Annotated in this window: 17 protein-coding genes; 7 read left to right on the top strand and 10 right to left on the bottom strand. The window is 63.5% G+C overall.

Going from position 1 to position 20,457, the window contains the following annotated elements:
- Nucleotides 1–5: 5 nt before the first annotated feature.
- Together E5W87_RS05825 and E5W87_RS05820 are read left to right on the top strand one after the other, a co-directional pair.
- The gene (locus tag E5W87_RS05825) at nucleotides 6–1,403 is read left to right on the top strand and encodes an NAD(P)(+) transhydrogenase (Re/Si-specific) subunit beta (protein ID WP_292394865.1); all 1,398 of its coding nucleotides are present in this window, start codon (nucleotides 6–8) and stop codon (nucleotides 1,401–1,403) included.
- A 143-nt stretch (nucleotides 1,404–1,546) separates the two neighbouring features.
- The gene (locus E5W87_RS05820) at nucleotides 1,547–3,049 is read left to right on the top strand and encodes a hypothetical protein (protein ID WP_292394862.1); all 1,503 of its coding nucleotides are present in this window, start codon (nucleotides 1,547–1,549) and stop codon (nucleotides 3,047–3,049) included.
- Between the two features lie 51 nt (nucleotides 3,050–3,100).
- On the opposite strand, the gene gyrB is transcribed toward E5W87_RS05820, so the two are convergent.
- Nucleotides 3,101–5,572, bottom strand: a complete 2,472-nt coding sequence (gene gyrB, locus E5W87_RS05815; protein ID WP_292394860.1) for a DNA topoisomerase (ATP-hydrolyzing) subunit B — start codon at nucleotides 5,570–5,572, stop codon at nucleotides 3,101–3,103.
- A 346-nt stretch (nucleotides 5,573–5,918) separates the two neighbouring features.
- Here gyrB and E5W87_RS05810 point away from each other — a divergent pair, with 346 nt between their 5' ends.
- On the top strand, nucleotides 5,919–7,289 hold the full coding sequence (locus E5W87_RS05810) for a cytochrome P450 (protein WP_292394858.1): 1,371 nt from the start codon (nucleotides 5,919–5,921) through the stop codon (nucleotides 7,287–7,289).
- Nucleotides 7,290–7,310: 21 nt separating this feature from the next.
- Here E5W87_RS05810 and E5W87_RS05805 read toward each other — a convergent pair whose 3' ends face one another.
- The 7 genes from E5W87_RS05805 to E5W87_RS05775 all read right to left on the bottom strand — a co-directional run bounded on the left by E5W87_RS05805 (nucleotide 7,311) and on the right by E5W87_RS05775 (nucleotide 13,686).
- Nucleotides 7,311–8,285 (bottom strand): complex I NDUFA9 subunit family protein, encoded by a 975-nt coding sequence (locus tag E5W87_RS05805; protein ID WP_292394856.1) that lies wholly within the window; start codon nucleotides 8,283–8,285, stop codon nucleotides 7,311–7,313.
- Between the two features lie 133 nt (nucleotides 8,286–8,418).
- Nucleotides 8,419–8,871 carry a DoxX family protein gene (locus E5W87_RS05800; protein ID WP_292394854.1) on the bottom strand — a complete coding sequence of 151 codons (453 nt, stop codon included), beginning with the start codon at nucleotides 8,869–8,871 and terminating at the stop codon, nucleotides 8,419–8,421.
- Nucleotides 8,872–9,212: 341 nt separating this feature from the next.
- A complete protein-coding gene (locus tag E5W87_RS05795) occupies nucleotides 9,213–10,214 on the bottom strand; it encodes an Ldh family oxidoreductase (RefSeq protein ID WP_292394852.1) in 1,002 nt (333 codons plus the stop codon).
- A gap of 130 nt (nucleotides 10,215–10,344) precedes the next feature.
- Nucleotides 10,345–11,151: an ABC transporter permease gene (locus E5W87_RS05790; protein ID WP_292394850.1), complete on the bottom strand. Its 807-nt coding sequence runs from the start codon at nucleotides 11,149–11,151 to the stop codon at nucleotides 10,345–10,347.
- A complete protein-coding gene (locus tag E5W87_RS05785) occupies nucleotides 11,151–11,873 on the bottom strand; it encodes an ABC transporter permease (RefSeq protein ID WP_292394848.1) in 723 nt (240 codons plus the stop codon). The genes E5W87_RS05790 and E5W87_RS05785 overlap by 1 nt, the downstream gene beginning before the upstream one ends.
- Nucleotides 11,874–12,028: 155 nt before the next feature.
- The gene (locus tag E5W87_RS05780) at nucleotides 12,029–12,823 is read right to left on the bottom strand and encodes a transporter substrate-binding domain-containing protein (protein ID WP_292394846.1); all 795 of its coding nucleotides are present in this window, start codon (nucleotides 12,821–12,823) and stop codon (nucleotides 12,029–12,031) included.
- Between the two features lie 50 nt (nucleotides 12,824–12,873).
- Complete coding sequence (locus tag E5W87_RS05775) at nucleotides 12,874–13,686, bottom strand: ABC transporter ATP-binding protein (RefSeq protein WP_292394844.1); 813 nt, start codon at nucleotides 13,684–13,686, stop codon at nucleotides 12,874–12,876.
- 219 nt (nucleotides 13,687–13,905) lie between these two features.
- On the opposite strand from E5W87_RS05775, the gene E5W87_RS05770 reads away from it, so the two are divergent.
- The 4 genes from E5W87_RS05770 (at nucleotide 13,906) to E5W87_RS05755 (ending at nucleotide 18,093) form a co-directional block, all read left to right on the top strand.
- The gene (locus E5W87_RS05770; protein ID WP_292394924.1) at nucleotides 13,906–14,754 is read left to right on the top strand and encodes a dimethylarginine dimethylaminohydrolase family protein; all 849 of its coding nucleotides are present in this window, start codon (nucleotides 13,906–13,908) and stop codon (nucleotides 14,752–14,754) included.
- Nucleotides 14,751–16,328, top strand: coding sequence for a 5-guanidino-2-oxopentanoate decarboxylase (locus E5W87_RS05765; RefSeq protein WP_292394842.1), 1,578 nt, complete (start codon nucleotides 14,751–14,753; stop codon nucleotides 16,326–16,328). The genes E5W87_RS05770 and E5W87_RS05765 overlap by 4 nt, the downstream gene beginning before the upstream one ends.
- A 154-nt stretch (nucleotides 16,329–16,482) precedes the next feature.
- On the top strand, nucleotides 16,483–17,274 hold the full coding sequence (locus E5W87_RS05760; RefSeq protein ID WP_292394840.1) for a capsular polysaccharide synthesis protein: 792 nt from the start codon (nucleotides 16,483–16,485) through the stop codon (nucleotides 17,272–17,274).
- Nucleotides 17,275–17,385: 111 nt separating this feature from the next.
- Nucleotides 17,386–18,093: an SDR family NAD(P)-dependent oxidoreductase gene (locus E5W87_RS05755; protein WP_292394838.1), complete on the top strand. Its 708-nt coding sequence runs from the start codon at nucleotides 17,386–17,388 to the stop codon at nucleotides 18,091–18,093.
- A gap of 95 nt (nucleotides 18,094–18,188) precedes the next feature.
- Here E5W87_RS05755 and rpsA read toward each other — a convergent pair whose 3' ends face one another.
- Nucleotides 18,189–19,886, bottom strand: coding sequence for a 30S ribosomal protein S1 (gene rpsA / locus E5W87_RS05750; RefSeq protein ID WP_127206017.1), 1,698 nt, complete (start codon nucleotides 19,884–19,886; stop codon nucleotides 18,189–18,191).
- A gap of 203 nt (nucleotides 19,887–20,089) precedes the next feature.
- Nucleotides 20,090–20,457 (bottom strand): d(CMP) kinase (locus E5W87_RS05745; protein ID WP_292394836.1); only part of this gene is annotated, 368 nt, incomplete at its 5' end.

Below are 20,457 nucleotides of genomic sequence, written 5' to 3'. Positions count from 1 at the left end.
GCGACATGAACGCCAACTTTGCCTCCTTCCTCTATCTGGTCTCCGGCATCCTGTTCATCCTGGCATTGCGCGGCCTGTCGCACCCGACCACGAGCCGTCAGGGCAACATGTACGGCATGATCGGCATGGGCATCGCCATTGCCACTACGTTGGCGCTGGCGACCCCTTCGGCGGGCGGCTTCGGCCTCATTCTGCTCGGTCTTTTGATCGGCGGTTCCGTCGGAGCGGTCACCGCCCGGCGCATCGCCATGACCTCGATGCCGCAATTGGTCGCCGCCTTCCACTCGCTGGTCGGCCTTGCCGCCGTCATGGTGGCCGCCGCCGCCATCTATGCGCCGGAAAGTTTCGGCATCGGCACGGTCGCCGATATCCATGCCCAGGCGCTGATCGAGATGAGCCTCGGCGTCGCCATCGGCGCCATCACCTTCACCGGCTCGGTCATCGCCTTCCTCAAGCTCGACGGCCGCATGTCGGGCAAGCCGATCATGATCGGCGGCCGCCACTTCATCAACGCGGCGCTTGGCATCGCGCTGGTCGTGCTGATCGTCCTGCTGGTCACCAGCGAGTCCAAGCTGGTGTTCTGGCTGATCGTGGCGGCATCGCTTGTTCTTGGCGTCCTGCTCATCATTCCGATCGGCGGCGCCGACATGCCGGTGGTCGTTTCGATGCTGAATTCCTATTCGGGCTGGGCGGCTGCGGCACTCGGCTTCACGCTCGGCAATCTGGCACTGATCATCACCGGCGCGCTGGTCGGCTCCTCCGGCGCGATCCTGTCCTACATCATGTGCAAGGGCATGAACCGGTCGTTCATCTCGGTCATCCTCGGCGGTTTCGGCGGCGAGACTTCCGCCACTGCCGATGATGGCATCGAGCGCACGGTCAAGCAGGGCTCGGCCGACGATGCCGCCTATCTGATGATGAACGCGCAGAAGGTCATCATCGTGCCGGGCTACGGCATGGCGGTCGCCCAGGCGCAGCATGCGCTGCGCGAGATGGCCGACAAGCTCAAGGCCGCCGGTGTCGACGTGAAATACGCCATTCATCCGGTCGCCGGCCGCATGCCAGGCCACATGAACGTGTTGCTGGCCGAAGCCAACGTGCCTTACGACGAGGTGTTCGAGCTCGAGGATATCAACTCGGAATTCGCGCAGGCCGATGTCGCCTATGTCATCGGCGCCAATGACGTCACCAACCCATCCGCCCGCGACGACAAGTCGTCGCCGATCTACGGCATGCCGATCCTCGACGTCGACAAGGCTCGCACCTGCCTGTTCGTCAAGCGCTCGCTCGGCTCCGGCTATGCCGGCATCGACAACACGCTGTTCTACAAGGACGGCACCATGATGCTGCTCGGCGACGCCAAGAAGATGACCGAAGAGATCGTCAAGGCCATGGATCACTGATCCGGCTTCGCGGCCCTGATACGCTGAAGAAGCCCGGCTCCGGGCCGGGCTCTTTCTTGGACCCGAGCATCCTTTGCTCTCATGCAGGTTTCAGAGCTACGATAGGTAATTTCTGGACGGGATTTGCACCAACGGAGGCACTGGTGTCCGACCCTCATCCTGCTGCGTCGCCGGTCACGGCCAGTACGCCGGCCCCGGATAAGGCGCCGCGCAAGCTTAGTCAGGCTGTGGTGATCGTGCATGGCATGGGCGAACAGCGGCCCATGGGCACGCTGAGGGAATTTGTTCAGGCAGTCTGGAGCCATGATCCCGCTCGAGTGCCGTTTTATGCCCGTGTCTCCGATCCGGGCGGGCCCGCCGGCGAGAAGATCAACCAGAGCTGGATTACGCCCGACAGCCGGACCAACTCGCACGAGCTTCGCCGGATCACCACCCCTTACGATGTCGATGGCCGCCGCACCGATTTCTACGAGCTTTATTGGGCCGACATCACCCAAGGCACGACGCGGGGCCGGCTTGCGGCCTGGGTGACAAATCTGCTCTGGCGCAAGCCCGCTGACATTCCGCGCGATGCCCGCGGGCTCTATGTCGTCACGCTTCTGGCCGTCATAACAGTCCTGTGCGCGGCGCTCGTGCTCGCGATGTCGGCCTCGCAAGGGTATATTTCCTGGACCACGGGCACGCTCGTCACGATCCTAGCCTCGTTCGTCATCTGGTTGGTGGACCGGTTTGGCCTGCCTTATTTCGGCGATGTGGCCGCCTATGTGCGTGCCGAAGCGGCAACGGTCGAGAAGCGCGCGCTTGTCCGCGACCGTGGCCTGACACTGCTGAGGCGTCTCATGATGGACGATGCCTACGACCGGATCGTGCTGGTCTCGCACAGCCTGGGATCAATCATCGCCTATGATCTGCTGCAGATATTGTGGGCCGATTTCAGGCCCCGAAAGCTGGAAGCCGTCCGCGACAAGGCGAGGCTGAAAGCGATCCGCGCCGTCGACAAGACCCTGCTCAACGCCGATATTTCTGCTTGGCCCGACAGCTTGGATGATTTTTCCGGATTCCGGCGCGCCCAATGGGAGCTCTACCGTGAGCTCCGCTCCAGGGACGCCGATCATCCATTGCCGTGGAAGATCAGCGATTTCGTCACGCTCGGCAGTCCGCTGACTCACAGCGAATTTCTGGTGACCTACAATCTCGCCGAATTCAGGCGCGGCATTGCTGAGCGGCTGTTCTCGGCATGTCCACCGATCGCCGAGACGGCGGCCGGTGGAACCGTCCTCTACCAGGAAGGGCGCAGCCGTTCGGGCAAGCCACAGCGGGCGGTGCATCATGGCGCGGTGTTTGCAGCGACGCGTTGGACCAACATCTTCGACCGGGGCAATGGCTGGCTGACGGGCGACCCGATCTCGGGACCGATGGCAGAAAATTTCGGCCCCGGCGTGGAGAACATTCAGGTCGAGCTGCGCAGTTCGCTTGGCCGCATCTTCACGCACAGGCTCTACTGGTCGCTGAAGGCTACCGGTGTCGAGATCGCCGCAGCCGCCGGCACGCCGCGCTCGCATATTGACGTGTTGCGCGACGCCGTCGACCTCGGCCGCAAATTCGAGCCAAGTCAGGCAGCGCCGACGATGGACCCCCAAGCATAGAAACGATCCAAAGCGTAAAAACGTGTTGGCGCGCCAGAGCACGCCAACACCTCAAATATCCAGATTGGCGACCGACAGCGCGTTTTCCTGGATGAACTCGCGCCTGGGTTCGACCTCGTCGCCCATCAGCCGCGAAAACAGCGAGTCGGCATCCGTCGCGTCATTGACCTTGACCTGCAGCAGCGAGCGCACATTCGGGTCGAGCGTGGTTTCCCAGAGCTGCTCGGCGTTCATCTCACCGAGGCCTTTGTAGCGCTGCATGGTCAGGCCTTTGCGGCCGGTGGCAAACACGGCATTGAGCAGCGCCAGCGGTCCCGAGATGGTTTCGGCCACATCCTTGCGGCGCAGCACCGGCGGCTCGCCATAGACCTCCGCCAGGCGCGGCGCATAACGGTCGAGCTGGCGGGCGTCGGCGGAATTGATCAGCGCGAGATCGAGATGCGCGAACTCCTTGACGCTGCGCACCGTGCGCTCGAACACATAGCCGCCGATGCCTTCATTCGAGGTCGACATGCGGCCGGTCCAGCCGCGTTCGGTGTCCTCGGCGATGATGTCGAGGCGCCGGGCGACACGCTCGGCCATATCGTTGGCCCGGCCGAGGTCGGCGAAAACGTCCGGGTTAAGCGCGCCCGCGATCGCCGCCTGCTCGACCACGCCTCTGTTGTAACGCGTGTGCAGCCCGTTGATGAGCTGACGCACCGCCAGCGCATCGTCGATGGCGCTGCGCAGGTCCTGTCCGGCCCGCACCTCACCGGTGCTGAGCGTAAGCGACGCCTCTTCCAGCCCCGAGCCGATCAGGAATTCCTCGAAGGCGCTTTCGTCCTTGATGTATTGCGAGCTCTTGCCGCGCGTCACTTTGTAGAGCGGCGGCTGGGCAATGTAGAGATGGCCGCGCTCGATCAGCTCCGGCATTTGCCGGAAGAAGAAGGTCAGCAGCAAGGTGCGAATGTGGGCACCGTCGACGTCGGCGTCGGTCATCAGGATGATCTTGTGGTAGCGCAGTTTGTCGGCGTTGAACTCGTCCTTGCCGATAGAGGTGCCGAGCGCGGTGATCAGCGTGCCGATCATGTCGGAGCCAAGCATGCGGTCGAAGCGGGCCCGCTCGACATTGAGGATCTTGCCGCGCAGCGGAAGAATGGCCTGGTTCTGGCGCGAACGGCCGCCCTTGGCCGAGCCGCCGGCGCTGTCGCCCTCGACGATGAAGATTTCGGATTTCGCCGGGTCGCGTTCCTGGCAGTCGGCCAGCTTGCCGGGCAGCGAGGTGACGCCGAGCGAGCTCTTGCGGGTGATGTCGCGCGCCTTGCGCGCGGCTTCGCGCGCCGCTGCCGCCTGGATGACCTTGTCGATGACTACCTTGCCCTCGGCAGGATGCTCTTCGAGCCAGGTGCCGAGCGCCTCGTTGACGAGTCCTTCCACCACCGGACGGACTTCGGACGAGACCAGCTTGTCCTTGGTCTGCGAGGAGAATTTCGGGTCGGGAACCTTGACCGACAGCACCGCCGTTAGCCCTTCGCGGCAATCGTCGCCGATCAGCGCTACCTTTTCCTTCTTGGTGAGGCCCGAGGAGTCGCCGTAGCCGGTTATCTGGCGCGTCAGCGCGCCGCGGAAACCGGCAAGATGCGTGCCGCCGTCGCGCTGCGGAATGTTGTTGGTGAAGGCCAAAACGTTCTCGTGGTAGCTGTCGTTCCACCACATGGCGACTTCGACGGTGATGCCGTCGCGCTCGGCCTTGATGGCAATCGGCTTGTCGATCAGCGGTTTCTTGACGCGGTCGAGATATTTGACGAACTCCTCCAGCCCGCCATCATAGTGCAGCTCATGGCGCACGACGTCGGCATGGCGGGCATCGGTCAGAACGATGCGCACGCCGGAATTCAGGAAGGCGAGTTCGCGGAGCCGATGCTCCAGCGTGCCGAAGTCGAACTCGACCATGGTGAAGGTTTCGGACGACGGGAAAAAGGTGATCTCGCTGCCGCTGCGCCCCTCATAGGTGCCGGCAACCTTGCGCTGTTCGTAGGTGCCGGTGACCCTCAGTGGCGCGTCGGCATTGCCGTGCGTGAAGCTCATCTCGTAGATCTGGCCGTTGCGTCGGATCTTCAGCTTCAGCCAGGCCGACAGCGCGTTGACCACTGAGACGCCGACGCCGTGCAGGCCGCCGGACACCTTATAGGAATTCTGGTCGAACTTGCCGCCGGCATGCAGCTGCGTCATGATCACTTCGGCCGCCGAAATGCCTTCGCCGGTGTGAATATCGGTCGGAATGCCGCGGCCATTGTCGATGACCGTCACCGAACCGTCGGGGTTGAGCGTTACCGTGACGAGGTCGGCATGGCCGGCCAGCGCCTCGTCGATGGCGTTGTCGACCACCTCGTAGACCATGTGATGCAGGCCGGAGCCGTCGTCGGTATCGCCGATATACATGCCCGGCCGTTTGCGGACGGCATCCAACCCCTTCAAAACCTTGATGGAATCGGCGCCGTACTCGGCCTCAGCGCCGCTAGCGTTGTCGATCTGATCGCTCATAAAAACCTGTCTGATTGATGCCGCATATCCAGCGCTAAAAATCGGCTCCGAATCGCGCGTCCTTGATGCCCTAGATATAGGCGCAAAAGGCGGTTTTTCCAAGGTTTGCAAGCATTTCCGAATGGAGGAAGAGCACGTCTGGCCGGTTGGGGCATCGGACCCGAGAAGTCGAGCCGGTGTTGGGAACAGAGCGGCGGCAACAGGAGCAGGCCGGCCTGTTCCGACAAGCAGGCACTTTGCGGTGCTCCGGTCACATCCCGGGAGCGGGATGCTTCGCCTTTGCCGTTCGGCCGCATGGACGGCTGCCTTGCCAGCCCCTACATTGAGTTCACCAGCGGAGCACGCCATGGACAGTCAGCCCGCCCCCTTCGTCCCGCCGGCGCCGAAGCCACGCACGTCGCCGCCTTCGACGCTGGAGATGATCCGCATCGTCTACCGCAACCCGCTCGAACTGTGGGGCGAGCCGACCTACAACCAACCCTGGATATCGGTGACTGGCATCGGCGGGCCGCTGGTCATCGCCAACGACCCCGGCCTCATCCGCCACGTGCTGGTCGACAACGCCAAAAACTACAAGATGGCGACGGTGCGCCAGATGATCCTGCGGCCGATCCTGCGCGACGGCCTGCTGACCGCCGAAGGTGAGGTATGGAGGCGTTCACGCAAGGCGATGGCGCCGGTGTTCACACCCCGCCATATCTTCGGTTTTGCCGAGCCGATGCTGAGACGCACGCGGGAGTTCGTCACGCGCTACGAGGGCGGCGGCACGTCGGACATCGCCCATGACATGACGCTGCTTACCTTCGATATCCTGGCCGAGACGCTGTTTTCCGGCGAAATATCAGGCGAACCGGGCAGCTTCGCCAAGGAGATCGACCGGTTGTTCGAGACCATGGGCCGGGTTGATCCTCTCGACCTGTTGCGGGCACCCGAATGGCTGCCGCGCCTGACCCGCATCCGCGGCCGCAAGACCATGGCCTATTTTCGCAAGATCGTCACCGACACCGTCAAGATGCGCGAAGAGCGGGTCAAGCGCGATCCGGACAAGGTGCCGCAGGATTTTCTCACGCTTTTGCTCAAGGCGGAGGGTCCGGACGGGCTGACGCGCGCCGAGGTCGAGGACAACATCATCACCTTCATCGGCGCCGGCCACGAAACCACGGCGCGAGCACTTGGCTGGACGCTCTATTGCCTGGCCGAAGCGCCTTGGGAGCGCGAAAAGATCGAGCGCGAGATCGATGCCGTGCTGGCGCGCGAGCCCGACCCGACAAAATGGCTCGACGCCATGCCGTTCACCCGCGCCGCGTTCGACGAAGCGCTCAGGCTCTATCCGCCGGCGCCGTCGATCAATCGCGAGCCGATCGAGCCCGAAACCTGGAACGGCCTCACTATACCGCGCCGCGCCGCGGTGCTGGTCATGCCGTGGGTCGTCCACCGCCACCGCAAGCTGTGGGACAGGCCCGACGCCTTCATGCCCGAACGCTTCCATCCGGGAAATCGCGAGAAGATCGACCGCTTCCAGTATTTGCCGTTCGGCGCCGGCCCTCGCGTCTGCATCGGCGCCAGCTTTGCCATGCAGGAGGCGATCATCGCGCTGGCCATCATGCTGTCGCGTTTCCGCTTCGATACCACCGCCGAGACCAAACCGTGGCCGGTGCAGAAACTGACGACGCAACCGCAGGGCGGCCTGCCGATGCAGGTCACGCGGCGCTTTTAGTGAGCGCCTGATTGGCTGGTGTTAGGCTGCCGTCTTGCGCTGGAATTGGCCGGCGGCGCGGTAGCGCCAGAGATAGCTCGGCAGGATGCTGCCGATCGACTGTGGCTGGATGCCGAGGCCGGCGAGCGTCCTGTTGTCCCTGATGGCCGCGTCCGACACGATGTTATGCTCGCGCAACTGCAGGACCTGATCCTTGGTCAGCAGCGGATTGGGCAAAAGCCCGAGGATCGATGCCTGCATGTTCGCCACCCACCACGGTACCGACACCAGAAGCCGCTTGCGGTCGACCATCGCAAGCATTTCCTGCATGCATTCCTTGAAGGTGAGCACCTGCGGTCCGCCAAGCTCGTAGATCCGGCCGCCCTGGACTTTGCCGTCGACCGAGCGCGCCACCGCTTCGGCGACATCACCGACATAGACCGGCTGGAATTTGGTCTGCCCGCCGCCGATTAGCGGCAGCACCGGCGAGTATCGCGCCATATTGGCGAAGCGGTTGAAGAAGCTGTCCTCCGGCCCGAAATTGATCGACGGCCGCAAGATGACGGCATCGCCAATGGTTTCCAGGACAGCTTTTTCACCGAGCGCTTTGGTGCGCGCATAGTCCGATTGCGCGTTCAGATCGGCGCCCAGCGCCGAGATGTGGGTGAGGCCGGCGCCGACGGCGCGCGCCGCTTCGGCGACCGCGCGGGTGCCGAACTCGTGGACGGACGTGAATTTCTGCCGGCCGCTCTCATGCAGGATCGCCACCAGGTTGACGACATGGTCGGCGCCCTGCACGGCGCGGTCGACCGACCAGCGCACGCGAACATTGGCCTGCACCGGCTGGATCTGGCCGACATTGCCGAGCGGCTGCAGATGGCCGGCGAGATCAGGCCGGCGGCAGGCGACCCTGATGCGATAACCGCGCCTGGCCAGTGCCCGCACCACGTGGCGGCCGACAAAGCCGGAACCGCCAAACACGACGACGAGCTTTGGGGTCTGCAGGATTTCGGTCATTGCTGGCTCCGGCGCGCTTTCCAGATTTACTGGGGCCCAGATCTACTGGGGCTAGGCTGAAGCCGTTTCATAGTCCGTTTCGCGCCAAAGGCAAAGGGCGATCGTTGACGCCGATGCCTCTGTTTCGGCTGGTTCAGAACGCCCTGCCGATGCGTGCGTCGACCGATTGGCGGTTGCCGCCGCGGATGACGAAGAAGAACAGGATTGCCGCCCACAGCAGCGACTTTTCGGCGCCGGAAAAACCCTGGCCCATGGTGACCCAGTGGAACCACACCGTCACCAGAAGCACGAACATTCCGGCGAAGGCGGCCGGGCGGGTCAACAGGCCGATGGCGATGAAGATGCCGCCGAAGAACTCGGTGCATGCCAAGAGAAGGGACCAAAATGCGCCGGGATAGAAGCCGAGGCCTTCGACCATCTCGGCGGCGCCGAACGGATCGGTGATCTTATGCGAGCCATGGATGGTGAGGAAGATGCCGGCCACGGCACGCAGGATAGTTTCGGAGGCGGTGTGCAACGCCGCATAGAGGCCGCCAAGGGCTGGGACGAAAAGGCTTGTGCTGGAATTGCCGGTGCTTGCGGACATCGAGGCTCCTCTTTTGCTGCTCCGCGCAAACACCCGACCACCTCGGTCAAAGTCAAATGAACAAAAGTTGACCAAAACAGGCAGGTTAACTTATCAGATACGAAAGAACGCAGAAAACCCAGCCGAAGCGGGGTTTTCCGGGTGACTTCCATGGTCGGCGTCAGGGTCCGACGAGGCGGCCTGACCTGAGACGGTATCAGGACGGCGTGAGACGCCCGCCCCAGCCCCGGACACATTCGACCGGATGTCACCGCCCGGGCAAACCCCACCCCGGACAGGCATTGGTCGCGGCACCGCGCAAAAAGGTTCAACGACGGCGAAAAAAATCGCAGACAAACTTTTTAGGAAGAATACCGGGCGGCGAATTCGGAGATACGTTGGACCACGGCCTTGGGCGCCGTTATGCCCCGTGCCGCCGCCTTCTCCGCCGCTTCGGCGCGGGCGCGGCCGGGCACATGCACGCCGTAGCGGCGGCGCAACCGGTCGAGCTGGTCCTTCATGCGCTTCTCGAAATCCGGATCGAGCAGCTTGGGTTCGACGGCCAGCACGAAGAGGCCGGTTCCCGGGCTGTCCGGTCCATCGGTGAACCATGGTGCATCGAGCGACCAGTTGGCGCCCGACAGGCCCGCCGCCAGCACTTCGACCATGAGCGCTATGTTGGCGCCGCGCTGGCCACCGAAGGCAAGCATCGCGCCTTTCATGGCGGCGGCGGGATCGGTGGTTGGGTTGCCGCTGACGTCCAAGGCCCAGCCTTCGGGAATTTTCTTGCCCTCCTCGGCCGCCTTGCGGATGTTGACGAAAGCCGTGGCGCTCGACGATTGGTCGATGACCAGCGGCGCTCCGTCGGCGGCGGGCGCGGCGAAGGACATCGGGTTGGTGCAGTAGACCGGCTTGACCGAGCCCGAGCCGGCAAGCACGGCCGGTCCGTTGGTCGCAGCGAAGGACACCAGCCCCTGCGCGGCCAGCCGCCCGGTGAAATAGCCGAGTGCGCCGCATGTATAGGCGTTCTTCTGCGAAAAGATGGCAACGCCGAACAGGCGCGCCGCCTTGGCGAGACCGTCGATCGTGCGGTCGAAGCCGGTATGCGCCAGACCGCCACGCGCGTCGGAGAGATAGATCGCCAAAGCCGGCCTGGTGATGACCGGCTCGGCTTTGCCGTCGATGCGGCCGGCCTCCAGCGCTTCGAGATAGTCGATGAAATGCGACAGCCCGACCGTGGACAGCCCCTCCGCCTCGGCCGCTACGATGGAGGCTGCGAGCGACTGTGCCGCTTCTTCATTGGCACCGGCGCCGAGCGCCGCCATCCGGCACAGCCCTGTCGCCTGGTCGAGACTGAGTTGCATCGTAGCGATCCTAAGGGAGTAGGGGAGTAAGGGAGTAGGGGAGTAAGGGAATAGGGGAATAGTGAGCAGTGAATGCGAATGGGATGGAAATGTGTATGTGAATAGTGGCTGGCCCTACTCCCCTACTAATTTAACCGATCTTGTTCGGGATCCGCGCCTCGATCTTGCCGAGGGCGAAGACCAGGATGCCGGTGATCGCCATATAGATCAACGCCAGGAGCAGCAAGGGTTCATAGGTGAGGAAAGTGCTCTGCCGCACCTTGGAAGAGACGGCGAATATGTCGATCACGCTGATGGTCGCCACCAGCGGCGTCGATTTCAGCTGCAGCACGGTTTCGCCGGTCAGCGTCGGCAGCGCCCGGTAGAAGGCTTGCGGCAGCCAGATCCGCCGGAGGATCTTCCAGCGGCTCATGCCGAAGGCGCGCGCCGCTTCCAACTGCCCTTTCGGCACCCCGGCAAAGGCGCCCCGCATCACCTCGCCCTCGTAGCCGGCGAAGGACAAGGTCAGCGCCAGGACGCCGTAGGGCCACGCCTGCCTGAGATACGGCCACATCCATGACTCGCGGATCCATGGGTACTGCGGAAACAGCGAGCCGAGCCCATAGTAGAGCAGCCAGAGCTGCAGCAGCAGCGGTGTTCCCCTGATGACGGTGCAGAAAGCCTTCGCGGGCGCCGCGAGCCAGAAAGGGCCGGCAGCCTGCGCAAGCCCGAGCGGCACGGCGAACAGGAAGCCCAGTGTACAGGTGACGGCGAGAATCCATAGCGTGCGCCAGATGCCGAGCAATCCCATCTGGTAATATTGCGGCAGCCAGTCCCAGCGCATGAAGAAGGCGGCGGCCAGAACCAGCGCCAGCCCGATCAGGATCAGCATGATGCGGTGCGGCTGCAGCCACAGCGACGCGCGGGCAACATTGACGATGATCGCTTCGCCAGCCATCAACGCGCCTCCTTGAGGGAGGGCATGCCGCGCCGAGCCCGGACCTCGATGCGGCCGATGATCAGATTGGAGACCAGCGTCAACAGAAGATAGATCGCGCCTGCGGCGAGGAAGAATGTAAGATAGGCTTTGGTTACGCCGGCCGCTTGCCGCGTGGCCAACGTCAGTTCGTAGAAGCCGACCACCGCCAACAGGGCGGTGTCCTTGGTGGCGATCAGCCAGAGATTGGCAAGGCCTGGTATAGCGAAGGGCAGCATCGCCGGCAGCGTGATGCGTCGCAGCAGGAGGCCGGGAGACATGCCAAAGGCTCTTGCGGCCTCGATCTGGCCTTGCGGAATGGCAAGGATCGCGCCGCGCATCACCTCGGTCGAATAGGCGCCCTGGACGAAGCCGAGCACGGCAATGCCGGCCACCAGCCCGCTGATATCAATGCGCTGATATCCCATTGCCGTCAGCAGCTGGTTGATCAAATCGGTGCCGGCATAATAGAGCAGCAGGATCAGCACCAGCTCCGGCACGGCACGGACGATCGTCGTGTAGACCGCCAGCAGGTCGCGCACAACGGGCCCGCCGTAGAGCTTGCCATACGCACCGCAAATGCCGATCACGAGGCCGAGACCGAACGCACCGGCAGCGATCTCGACCGAGTGGAGCAGTCCGACCAGAAGCGTTCCGCCCCAGCCAGGCGGCGTCGGCGAAAGGAGTTCGATGATGCGGGCCATAGAGGCCGGAAGAAATGCGTCGATCAGCGTCGCCCCCGAATTGCTGGCGCCAAAACCGCCGGCTATGCCGTCAGCGGAAAGCTTGCATGGGTGGATTTCGGCGAAACCACACGGCGCGCTGTCCGCGCCGTGTGGTTACTCGCTCAGCGATGCGCTCAGTTCGACTGTGTATCGGCGCCGTAAATGTCGAAATCGAAGTATTTCTTCGAAATCTCGTCATATTTGCCGTTGGAGCGGATTGCCTTGATGCCGGCGTTGATCTTCTCTTTCAGCTCGGTGTCTTCCTTGCGGACGCCGGCGCCGACGCCGGGCCCGAGGATTGCCAGATCCGGCGCGACTGTGCCCTTCAGGTCGCAGCATTGCTTGCCCTGATCCGATTTCAGGAAGGCATCGAGCGCGATGGAATCGGCCTGTACCGCATCGAGGCGACCGGCGGCAAGATCCTGATTGGCTTCGTCCTGAGTCTGATATTCCTTGATTTCCGCGGCTTCGGTGAAGTGCTTCTTGACGTAGTCGGCATGCACGGTCGAGACTTGCACGCCGATGATCTTGCCCTTGAGATCTTCCGGGGAAGCGCCGAACTTCTGGTCCTTCGGTCCGATGATGGCAGTCGGCGTGTTGTAATATTTGTCGGAGAAGTCGATCGTCTTCTTGCGCTCGTCGGTGATCGACATGGAGCTGGCGATAACGTCGATCTTCTTGGTCGTCAGCGCCGGGATGATGCCGTCCCAGGCGACGGGGGTGATGACGCAATCGAGCTTCTGCTCGGCGCAGACCGCGTCGATGAATTCGATCTCCCAGCCGACCCATTTGCCCGAGGCATCCGGCGAGGTGAATGGCGGATAAGGTTCGGCGGCGACACCGATCTTGACCGGCTCGGCCTTGGCGACGCCCATCGCTGCCACACCGAGCAATAGCGCTGCGGCAAAAGTCTTAAGGACGGTCTTCATTTCAATAACTCCCAGTTTGCTGTTGTTCCCGTTTGTCCATCCGCCTCGGCTTAACCGATGTTGCGAATGAATTGCTTCAGCCTTTCGGATTTGGGCGCGCCGAAGATCTGCTCCGGCGGGCCCTCTTCCTCGACCAACCCGTTGTAGAGATAGACGACATGCGTCGCGACCTCGCGGGCAAACTTCATCTCATGGGTGACCAGCACCATGGTGCGGCCCTCGCGCGCCAGATCGCCGATCACCTTCAGCACCTCGCCGATCAGTTCCGGGTCGAGCGCTGAGGTCGGCTCGTCGAACAGCATGACGCGCGGATTGATGGCCAGTGCCCGGGCGATGGCCGCGCGCTGCTGCTGGCCACCCGACAGATAGGCCGGATAGACGTCGCGCTTTTCGGCCAGGCCGACGCGGGCGAGCAGCTTTTCGGCGTCGGCGATAGCCACGTCGCGCTTGACGCCAAGAACATGCACCGGAACCTCGATGACGTTCTCGATCAGCGTCATATGGCTCCACAGATTGAAGTTCTGGAAGACCATGCCGAGCTTGGAGCGGATGCGCTCGATCTGCTTGCGGTCGGCGGGAACGGTGTGACCGTGGCTGTCGGCCTTCATCCGGATCTCCTCGCCATTGACGCGGACGATGCCGCTGGTCGGGCCCTCCAGGCAATTGATACAGCGCAGCAGCGTCGACTTGCCCGAACCGCTGCCGCCGATGATGGCGATGACCTCGCCGTCGCGCGCCGACAGCGAAACGCCCTTCAGCACATGCAGTTCGCCGAATTTCTTGTGCAGGTTCTCGACATGGATGGCTTCGGCGGCGCTGTTCTGCGCCGTGTGCTTCAGGGCGGGGGCCGTGCCTTGCGCCATCACCTTTTCGGTGCCTCACGAAGCGGCTGGACCCGTCGCTGCTGGAATGTTTTACTCATTACCCATCACTGGACAGACTTCTTATTCTCAAGATGGACCGTTCCGCTTGCCGCCGTCAACCATGCTTTTTGGACCATTGATCACGGCTCGCTGAATAGCTATTGGCTGGATAGGATGTTTCAGGAGTACTTGGTGGGTAAAGCATACGGGTCGCAGTCCATGGCCGGACCCCTGCAGCGCGTGCTGATGCGGTCCGCCGCAAGCGCCATGCACCGCGCCGAAGCGTCGGAATGGCACTATGGTCCGGGCTTCGATCCGCAAAAAGCCGCCGCCCAGCATGAGGCGCTGACGACGCTGGTTTCGGCATCCGGCGCCGAGATCGAATGGCTGACCGACGCCGACGACGGGCTTGCCGATTCCGTCTTCACCCACGATCCGTCGCTGATGACCGACCACGGCGCTATCATCCTTGCCATGGGCAAGGCGCTGCGCCGGGCCGAGCCCGGCTTGCACGAGGCGGCCTACAGGCGCATGGGCGTGCCTATCCTCGGCCGCATCGAGCATCCCGGACAGGTCGAGGGCGGCGATTGCGTCTGGATGGATTCACGGACGCTGGCCGTCGGCCGCGGCATGCGCACCAACCAGGACGGTATCCAGCAACTCGCCAACCTGCTCACACCCAAGGGTATCCAGGTCTACGGTTACGACCTGCCGCTCTGGCACGGCGAGGAGGCCTGCTTGCATCTGATGTCGGTGATCAGTCCGCTGGCCGACGATCTGGCGCTGGTCTATGCACCGCTTTTGCCGGCTGCCTTCTACCAAATGCTGCGGGCGCGCGGCATTCGCCTGGTCGAGGGCGACGCCGAGGAGTTCTTCGCCTCCAACGGTCTCAGCCTCAATGTGCTGCCGACCGCACCGCGCGACGTGATCGCCGTCGCCGGCTTCCCGAAGACGGCGGCGGCCATGGCGGCCGCCGGTTGCAGGGTTTCGACCTTCGAGGCGGACGCGCTGTGCATCGCCTGCGAGGGCGGCCCGACTTGCCTCACACGTCCGGTGCTCAGACAATGACGACTGTCGGTGAAGCCCTGATCACTTTGCTCGAAGCCCATGATGTCGACACCGTCTTCGGCATTCCGGGTGTGCATACGGTCGAACTCTATCGCGGGCTGGCGCGCTCGAAGATCCGCCACGTCACGCCGCGCCATGAGCAAGGCGCCGGCTTCATGGCCGATGGCTATGCGCGCGCCGGCGGCAGGCCAGGCGTCGCTTTCGTCATCACCGGACCGGGGCTGACCAACACCATAACCGCCATGGGCCAGGCCCGTGCCGATTCGGTCCCGATGCTGGTGATCTCGGGGGTCAACGCCACGCCGACGCTGGGCAAGGGTCTCGGCCATCTGCACGAGCTGCCCGACCAGCGCGGTATGATGGAGAAGGTCGCGCTGTTCTCGCACCGTGTCACTGAGGCTGGCGAACTGCCCGGCGTGCTCGCCCGCGCCTTCGCCCTGTTTTCATCCTCGCGTCCCGGTCCGGTCCATATCGAGATCCCAACCGACATTATGGTCAAGCCGGCCGACGGCATCGCGGCTTTGCTGACGAATGTAGCGCCGCCCGAACCGGATGCGGCGGCGATAGCAGAGGCAGCAAGACTTTGCGCGGCTGCCCGCCGACCGCTGATCCTTGCCGGCGGCGGCGCCAAGAGAGCCGAAGCGCCGTTGAAGCGCCTCGCCGAAAGGCTGGGAGCACCGGTGGTTCAGACCGCCAATGCCCGCGGCCTGCTGCACCGCCATTCGCTTACCGTGCCGGCCAGCCCCAGCCTGAAGGCGGTGCGTGCGCTGATTGCCGACGCCGACCTGGTCATCGCCGCTGGCACCGAGTTCGGCCCGACCGACTATGACGGATATGGCGATGACGGCTTTGTCCTGCCTACCAATCTCATCCGCATCGACGTCGGCGCCGACCAGCTTGCCCGCCGACCGGCAACGATTTCGATCCAGGCCGATTGTGGCGTAGCCCTCGAGGCGCTATTTGCCGAAATCGGCACCGGCCAACCATCGGGCGACGGTCAGGCGCGCGCCGCTGCGACCAGGCAAGCCGCGTTCGCCGAAATCAGCCCGGGTCTCCAGGCGCAAACGCGCGCCGTCGAGGTGATCCGCGATACATTGCCAGGCTCGATCATCGTCGGCGATTCGACACAGCCGGTCTATGCCGCCAATCTCTATTACGATCACGACCGCCCGGGCGGCTGGTTCAACGCCGCCACGGGCTTCGGCGCGCTCGGCTATGGTCCGCCGGCCGCGATCGGTGCGGCCCTTGCCGTGCCTGATGCTCCGGTCGTTTGTCTTACCGGCGACGGTGGTTTCCAGTTCACGCTGCCGGAATTGGGTGCCGCGCTCGATGCTGCGGCACCGGTGATCTTCGTCGTCTGGAACAATCGTGGCTATCGCGAAATCGAAACCTCGATGCTCGATGTCGGCGTCGAGCCGGTCGGCGTATCGCCGGCGCCGCCTGATTTCTGCAAGCTGGCCGAGGCCTATGGCATTGCCGCCGAGCGGCTCGCCGGCATCGGTCATCTGGCGGACGCACTCGAGCGTGCACGGGCGACCGGACTGCCGTATGTCATCGAAATCGCGATCGACTGACCGTGGCGGGAAAAGTCGTGACTATCGGATGATTTTCAGCGAATTTAAGCCGATCCGCGATCCGCTGACATCTCCCTATCTCGCCCCGGCGCGCTGGGCCGCATCTTCACCCGCCTTGCCCTGGCCTGTGCGCAGACGTGCCGCGAAGCTTTGCATGACCTATGCTCGCAAGAGCCTTTGGTGGGCTCGCCACATTGCTGTCGACCATTCACAATGGTGCTCCGCCAGCACGCCCGCCGTCAGCCTCGGTCCGATCTGGCAGTTTTGGGAGCAAGGCGCCGACGAGGCGCCGCCGATCGTCAAGGCATGTTTGCGCTCCGTGCAGCGCAACAAGGGCGATCGCCAACTCGTCGTGCTCTACGACAGGACCATCGAGAACCATATCGAACTGCCCGGCCACGTCTGGGACAAACGCGCCCGAATGAGCCGGCAGCATTTCTCCAATTTCATTCGCTTGAGCCTGCTTCATCGGCATGGCGGAACATGGCTCGACGCCACGATCCTGCTGCGGCAGCCTGTTCCACCCGAAATCGAGCGCGAGGATTTCTACATCCTGCGGGAGACGACCCGCCATCCAAGGCTGGTGGAGACCTGGTTCATGCACGCCCACAAAGGACACCCGCTGGTCGAAACGGTGCTTCACGGCCTGGCGGACTATTGGAAGAAATATGACGACCTTCATGAGTACTTCATGTTCCCCTACCATTTCGAGGCCTCGCTGCTTTTGCACCGGCGGCTTCGACGCGATTTCCTGCGCATGCCGCAAATCAGTGCGGAGCAGCCACACGAACTGCAATGGCAGCTCTTCAACCCTTTTGACGAAGCCGCACATCGCGCGGTCTTCGATCGTTTCTGGCTGCACAAGTTGACCCACAGGAACCCGCGGCCGGTGACGGGCGACCGTCTGCTATGGGACGCGATCATTGAGGGATGGCCGGCGGCTTGACCTCCGTCGGATGATTTAGCGTCAACGAAATTTCAGTTGAGTGACGGCGCGAAAGGCGCGACGTTCGCCACCGGCGCGGCGCAAGCAGAAGAATGACTGGAGCGGTCAAAGATGACGGAAACACTGGACGGCAGGCATGTTGTGGTGACCGGCGGCACCGGAGCGCTTGGCGGCGCGGTTGTCGGCAAACTGCTGGAGCAGGGCGCGGTCTGCCATGTGCCCAATGCCCATGCTGCTGCGCCTGCGCATTTCCCCTTCCCGGCCCATGAGCGCGTCAGGCTGGCGCACAATGTCGATCTCGCCGACCCCGCCAAGGTCGATGCGTTCTACGCCAGCGTTACGGATTTGTGGGCATCCATCCATCTGGCCGGCGGCTTCACCGCCGCGCCGGTCGAGAAGATCGAGCCCGCGTCCTTTGCCGAAATGATGGACACCAACGCCCGCACCACCTTCCTGTGCTGCCGCGCGGCGATACGTTCGATGCTGGAATCTTCCGTGTCGGGCCGCATCGTCAATGTCACGGCGCGCGCCGGGCTCGACCTGCGGCGCGGTTCCGGCATGGTCGCCTATGCCGCCAGCAAGGCGGCGGTCGCGGCAATGACGGTGGCGATGGCGGAAGAACTCAAGGGCAAGGGCATCCTGGTCAATGCGGTCGCGCCCTCGACCCTCGATACGCCGGCCACCCGGGCTGACATGCCGGCCGCCGATTTCGGCAAATGGGTCAGCCTCGAAGCGGCCGCGGAGGCCATTGCATATCTCGCTTCGCCGGCCAATCTGGCGATGAGCGGCACGCTGGTGCCGCTTTATGGCAGGGCCTGAGCGCTTCAGCACGGGCCAAAGAAAAACCCCGCCGGATCGCTCCGGCGGGGTCTTTTCGTCACGGGCCGCGCGCAAGGGGCGCGGCAGAGGCGTTGTTAGCTGCCCTGCTTCTTCAGCGCGGCACCCAGGATGTCGCCCAGCGAAGCGCCGGAGTCGGTCGAGCCGTATTGGGCGACCGCTTCCTTCTCCTCGGCGATTTCCAGCGCCTTGATCGAGACCTGCAGCTTGCGGGTCTTCTTGTCGAAGGCGATGACGCGGGCGTCGACCTTCTGGCCGACCGTGAAGCGCTCGGGGCGCTGCTCGTCGCGGTCACGGCTGAGGTCGGAGCGCTTGATGAAGGTCTCGATGCCGCTGTCGACCAGCCGCACTTCCAGACCGCCATCCTTGACGCCGGTAACCTCGCAGGTGACGACCGCGTTCTTGCGCAGTTCGCCTGAAGTCGCCGCCTCGCCGGCCGTGTCCTTGGCCAGCTGCTTGATGCCGAGCGAGATGCGCTCCTTGTCGATGTCGACGTCGAGCACCTGCGCCTTGACCATGTCGCCGCGATTGTACTCCTCGATCACCTGCTCGCCCGGACGGGTCCAGTCGAGGTCGGACAGATGGACCATGCCGTCGACATCGCCTTCGAGACCGATGAACAGGCCGAACTCGGTCTTGTTCTTGACCTCTCCCTCGACCTGGCTGCCGACCGGATGGCTGCTGGCGAAAGCCTGCCACGGATTCTCGAGCGTCTGCTTGAGGCCGAGCGAGATGCGGCGCTTGGCCGGATCGACCTCGAGCACCACCACGTCGACTTCCTGCGTCGTCGACAGGATCTTGCCGGGATGCACGTTCTTCTTCGTCCACGACATTTCCGAAACGTGGATGAGGCCCTCGATGCCCGGCTCCAGCTCGACGAACGCGCCGTAGTCGGTGATGTTGGTGACGGTGCCCTTGATCTTCTTGCCGATCGGGAATTTCGTTCCGATCTCGGACCACGGATCGCTCTCGAGCTGCTTCATGCCGAGCGAGATGCGGTGGGTTTCCTGGTTGATGCGGATGATCTGCACCTTGACCGTCTGGCCGATGTTGAGGATTTCGGTCGGATGGTTGACGCGGCGCCATGCCATGTCGGTGACATGCAGCAGGCCATCGATGCCGCCGAGGTCGACGAACGCACCATAGTCGGTGATGTTCTTGACGACGCCTTCGACCACTTGGCCCTCTTCGAGGTTCTGCACGATTTCCGAACGCTGTTCGGCGCGGCTTTCCTCGAGCACGGTGCGGCGCGACACCACGATGTTGCCGCGGCGGCGATCCATCTTCAGGATCTCGAAAGGCTGCGGATTGTGCATCAGAGGCGACACGTCGCGGATCGGGCGAATGTCGACCTGGCTGCGCGGCAGGAAGGCCACGGCGCCGTCGAGATCGACGGTGAAGCCGCCCTTGACCTGGTTGAAGATGACGCCTTCGACGCGCTCGCCCTTGGTGAACTTCTCTTCGAGACGGACCCAGCTCTCTTCGCGGCGGGCCTTTTCACGGGAAAGCATCGCTTCGCCAAGCGCGTTCTCGATGCGCTCGACATAGACTTCGACCGTGTCGCCGACCTTGAGCGTCGTGTCCTTGCCCTTGACGCCGAATTCCTTCAGCGGCACGCGGCCTTCGACCTTGAGGCCGACGTCGATGATAGCCATGTCCTTTTCGATCGCGGTGATCGTGCCCTTGACGACTTGGCCTTCGCCGGAATGACCGGCGGAAAAAGATTCTTCGAGCAGGCTCGCGAAATCATCGCGAGTGGGGTTTGCAACTGACATAGTTTCTCCTGGAGTGCCCCGCATCTCAAGCGGGGCGGGCGCCGTGGGTTAGCGTTGCGTTGGCCTGCCGGCGTTCCGGGCTGCAAAAGCCCTTGGCCGCCTAAGCGGCAATTCCGGCGCATGAAAAATGCTGGCAGGCTGGTTCATGCCCGATATGGGTATCTTTTCGCTGTCGGCAATCGGCAACGGGAGGAAAACCCGGCTCAGGCTTTGTTTCTCTTGGCCAGAACGTCGTCGATGATCGCTTTGGCCGCAAGAAACGCGGCTTCTATAGCCATTTCCGACGTGTCGAGCAAGTGCGCATCGGCGGCCGGCTTCAGCGGCGAGTCGGCGCGACCCATGTCGCGCTCGTCGCGGCGCAGGATATCGGACAGAATCTCAGTTAAATCGGCGGTGCCGCCGATGCTCTCGATCTCGGCCAGCCGCCGCTCTGCCCGCACCTCGGCGCTGGCCGTCACATAGAGTTTTATGTCGGCATCGGGGCAGACGACGGTGCCGATGTCGCGGCCGTCGAGCACAGCGCCCGGCGGCGCCTTGGCGAAATCGCGCTGCTTTTCGACCAGTATGCGCC

Origin of the sequence: Mesorhizobium sp. (assembly GCF_004962925.1) — a bacterium.
Lineage (GTDB): Bacteria > Pseudomonadota > Alphaproteobacteria > Rhizobiales > Rhizobiaceae > Mesorhizobium.
The sequence above is the reverse complement of the archived record's forward strand: the minus strand, read 5'-3'. Positions and strand labels throughout refer to the sequence as shown.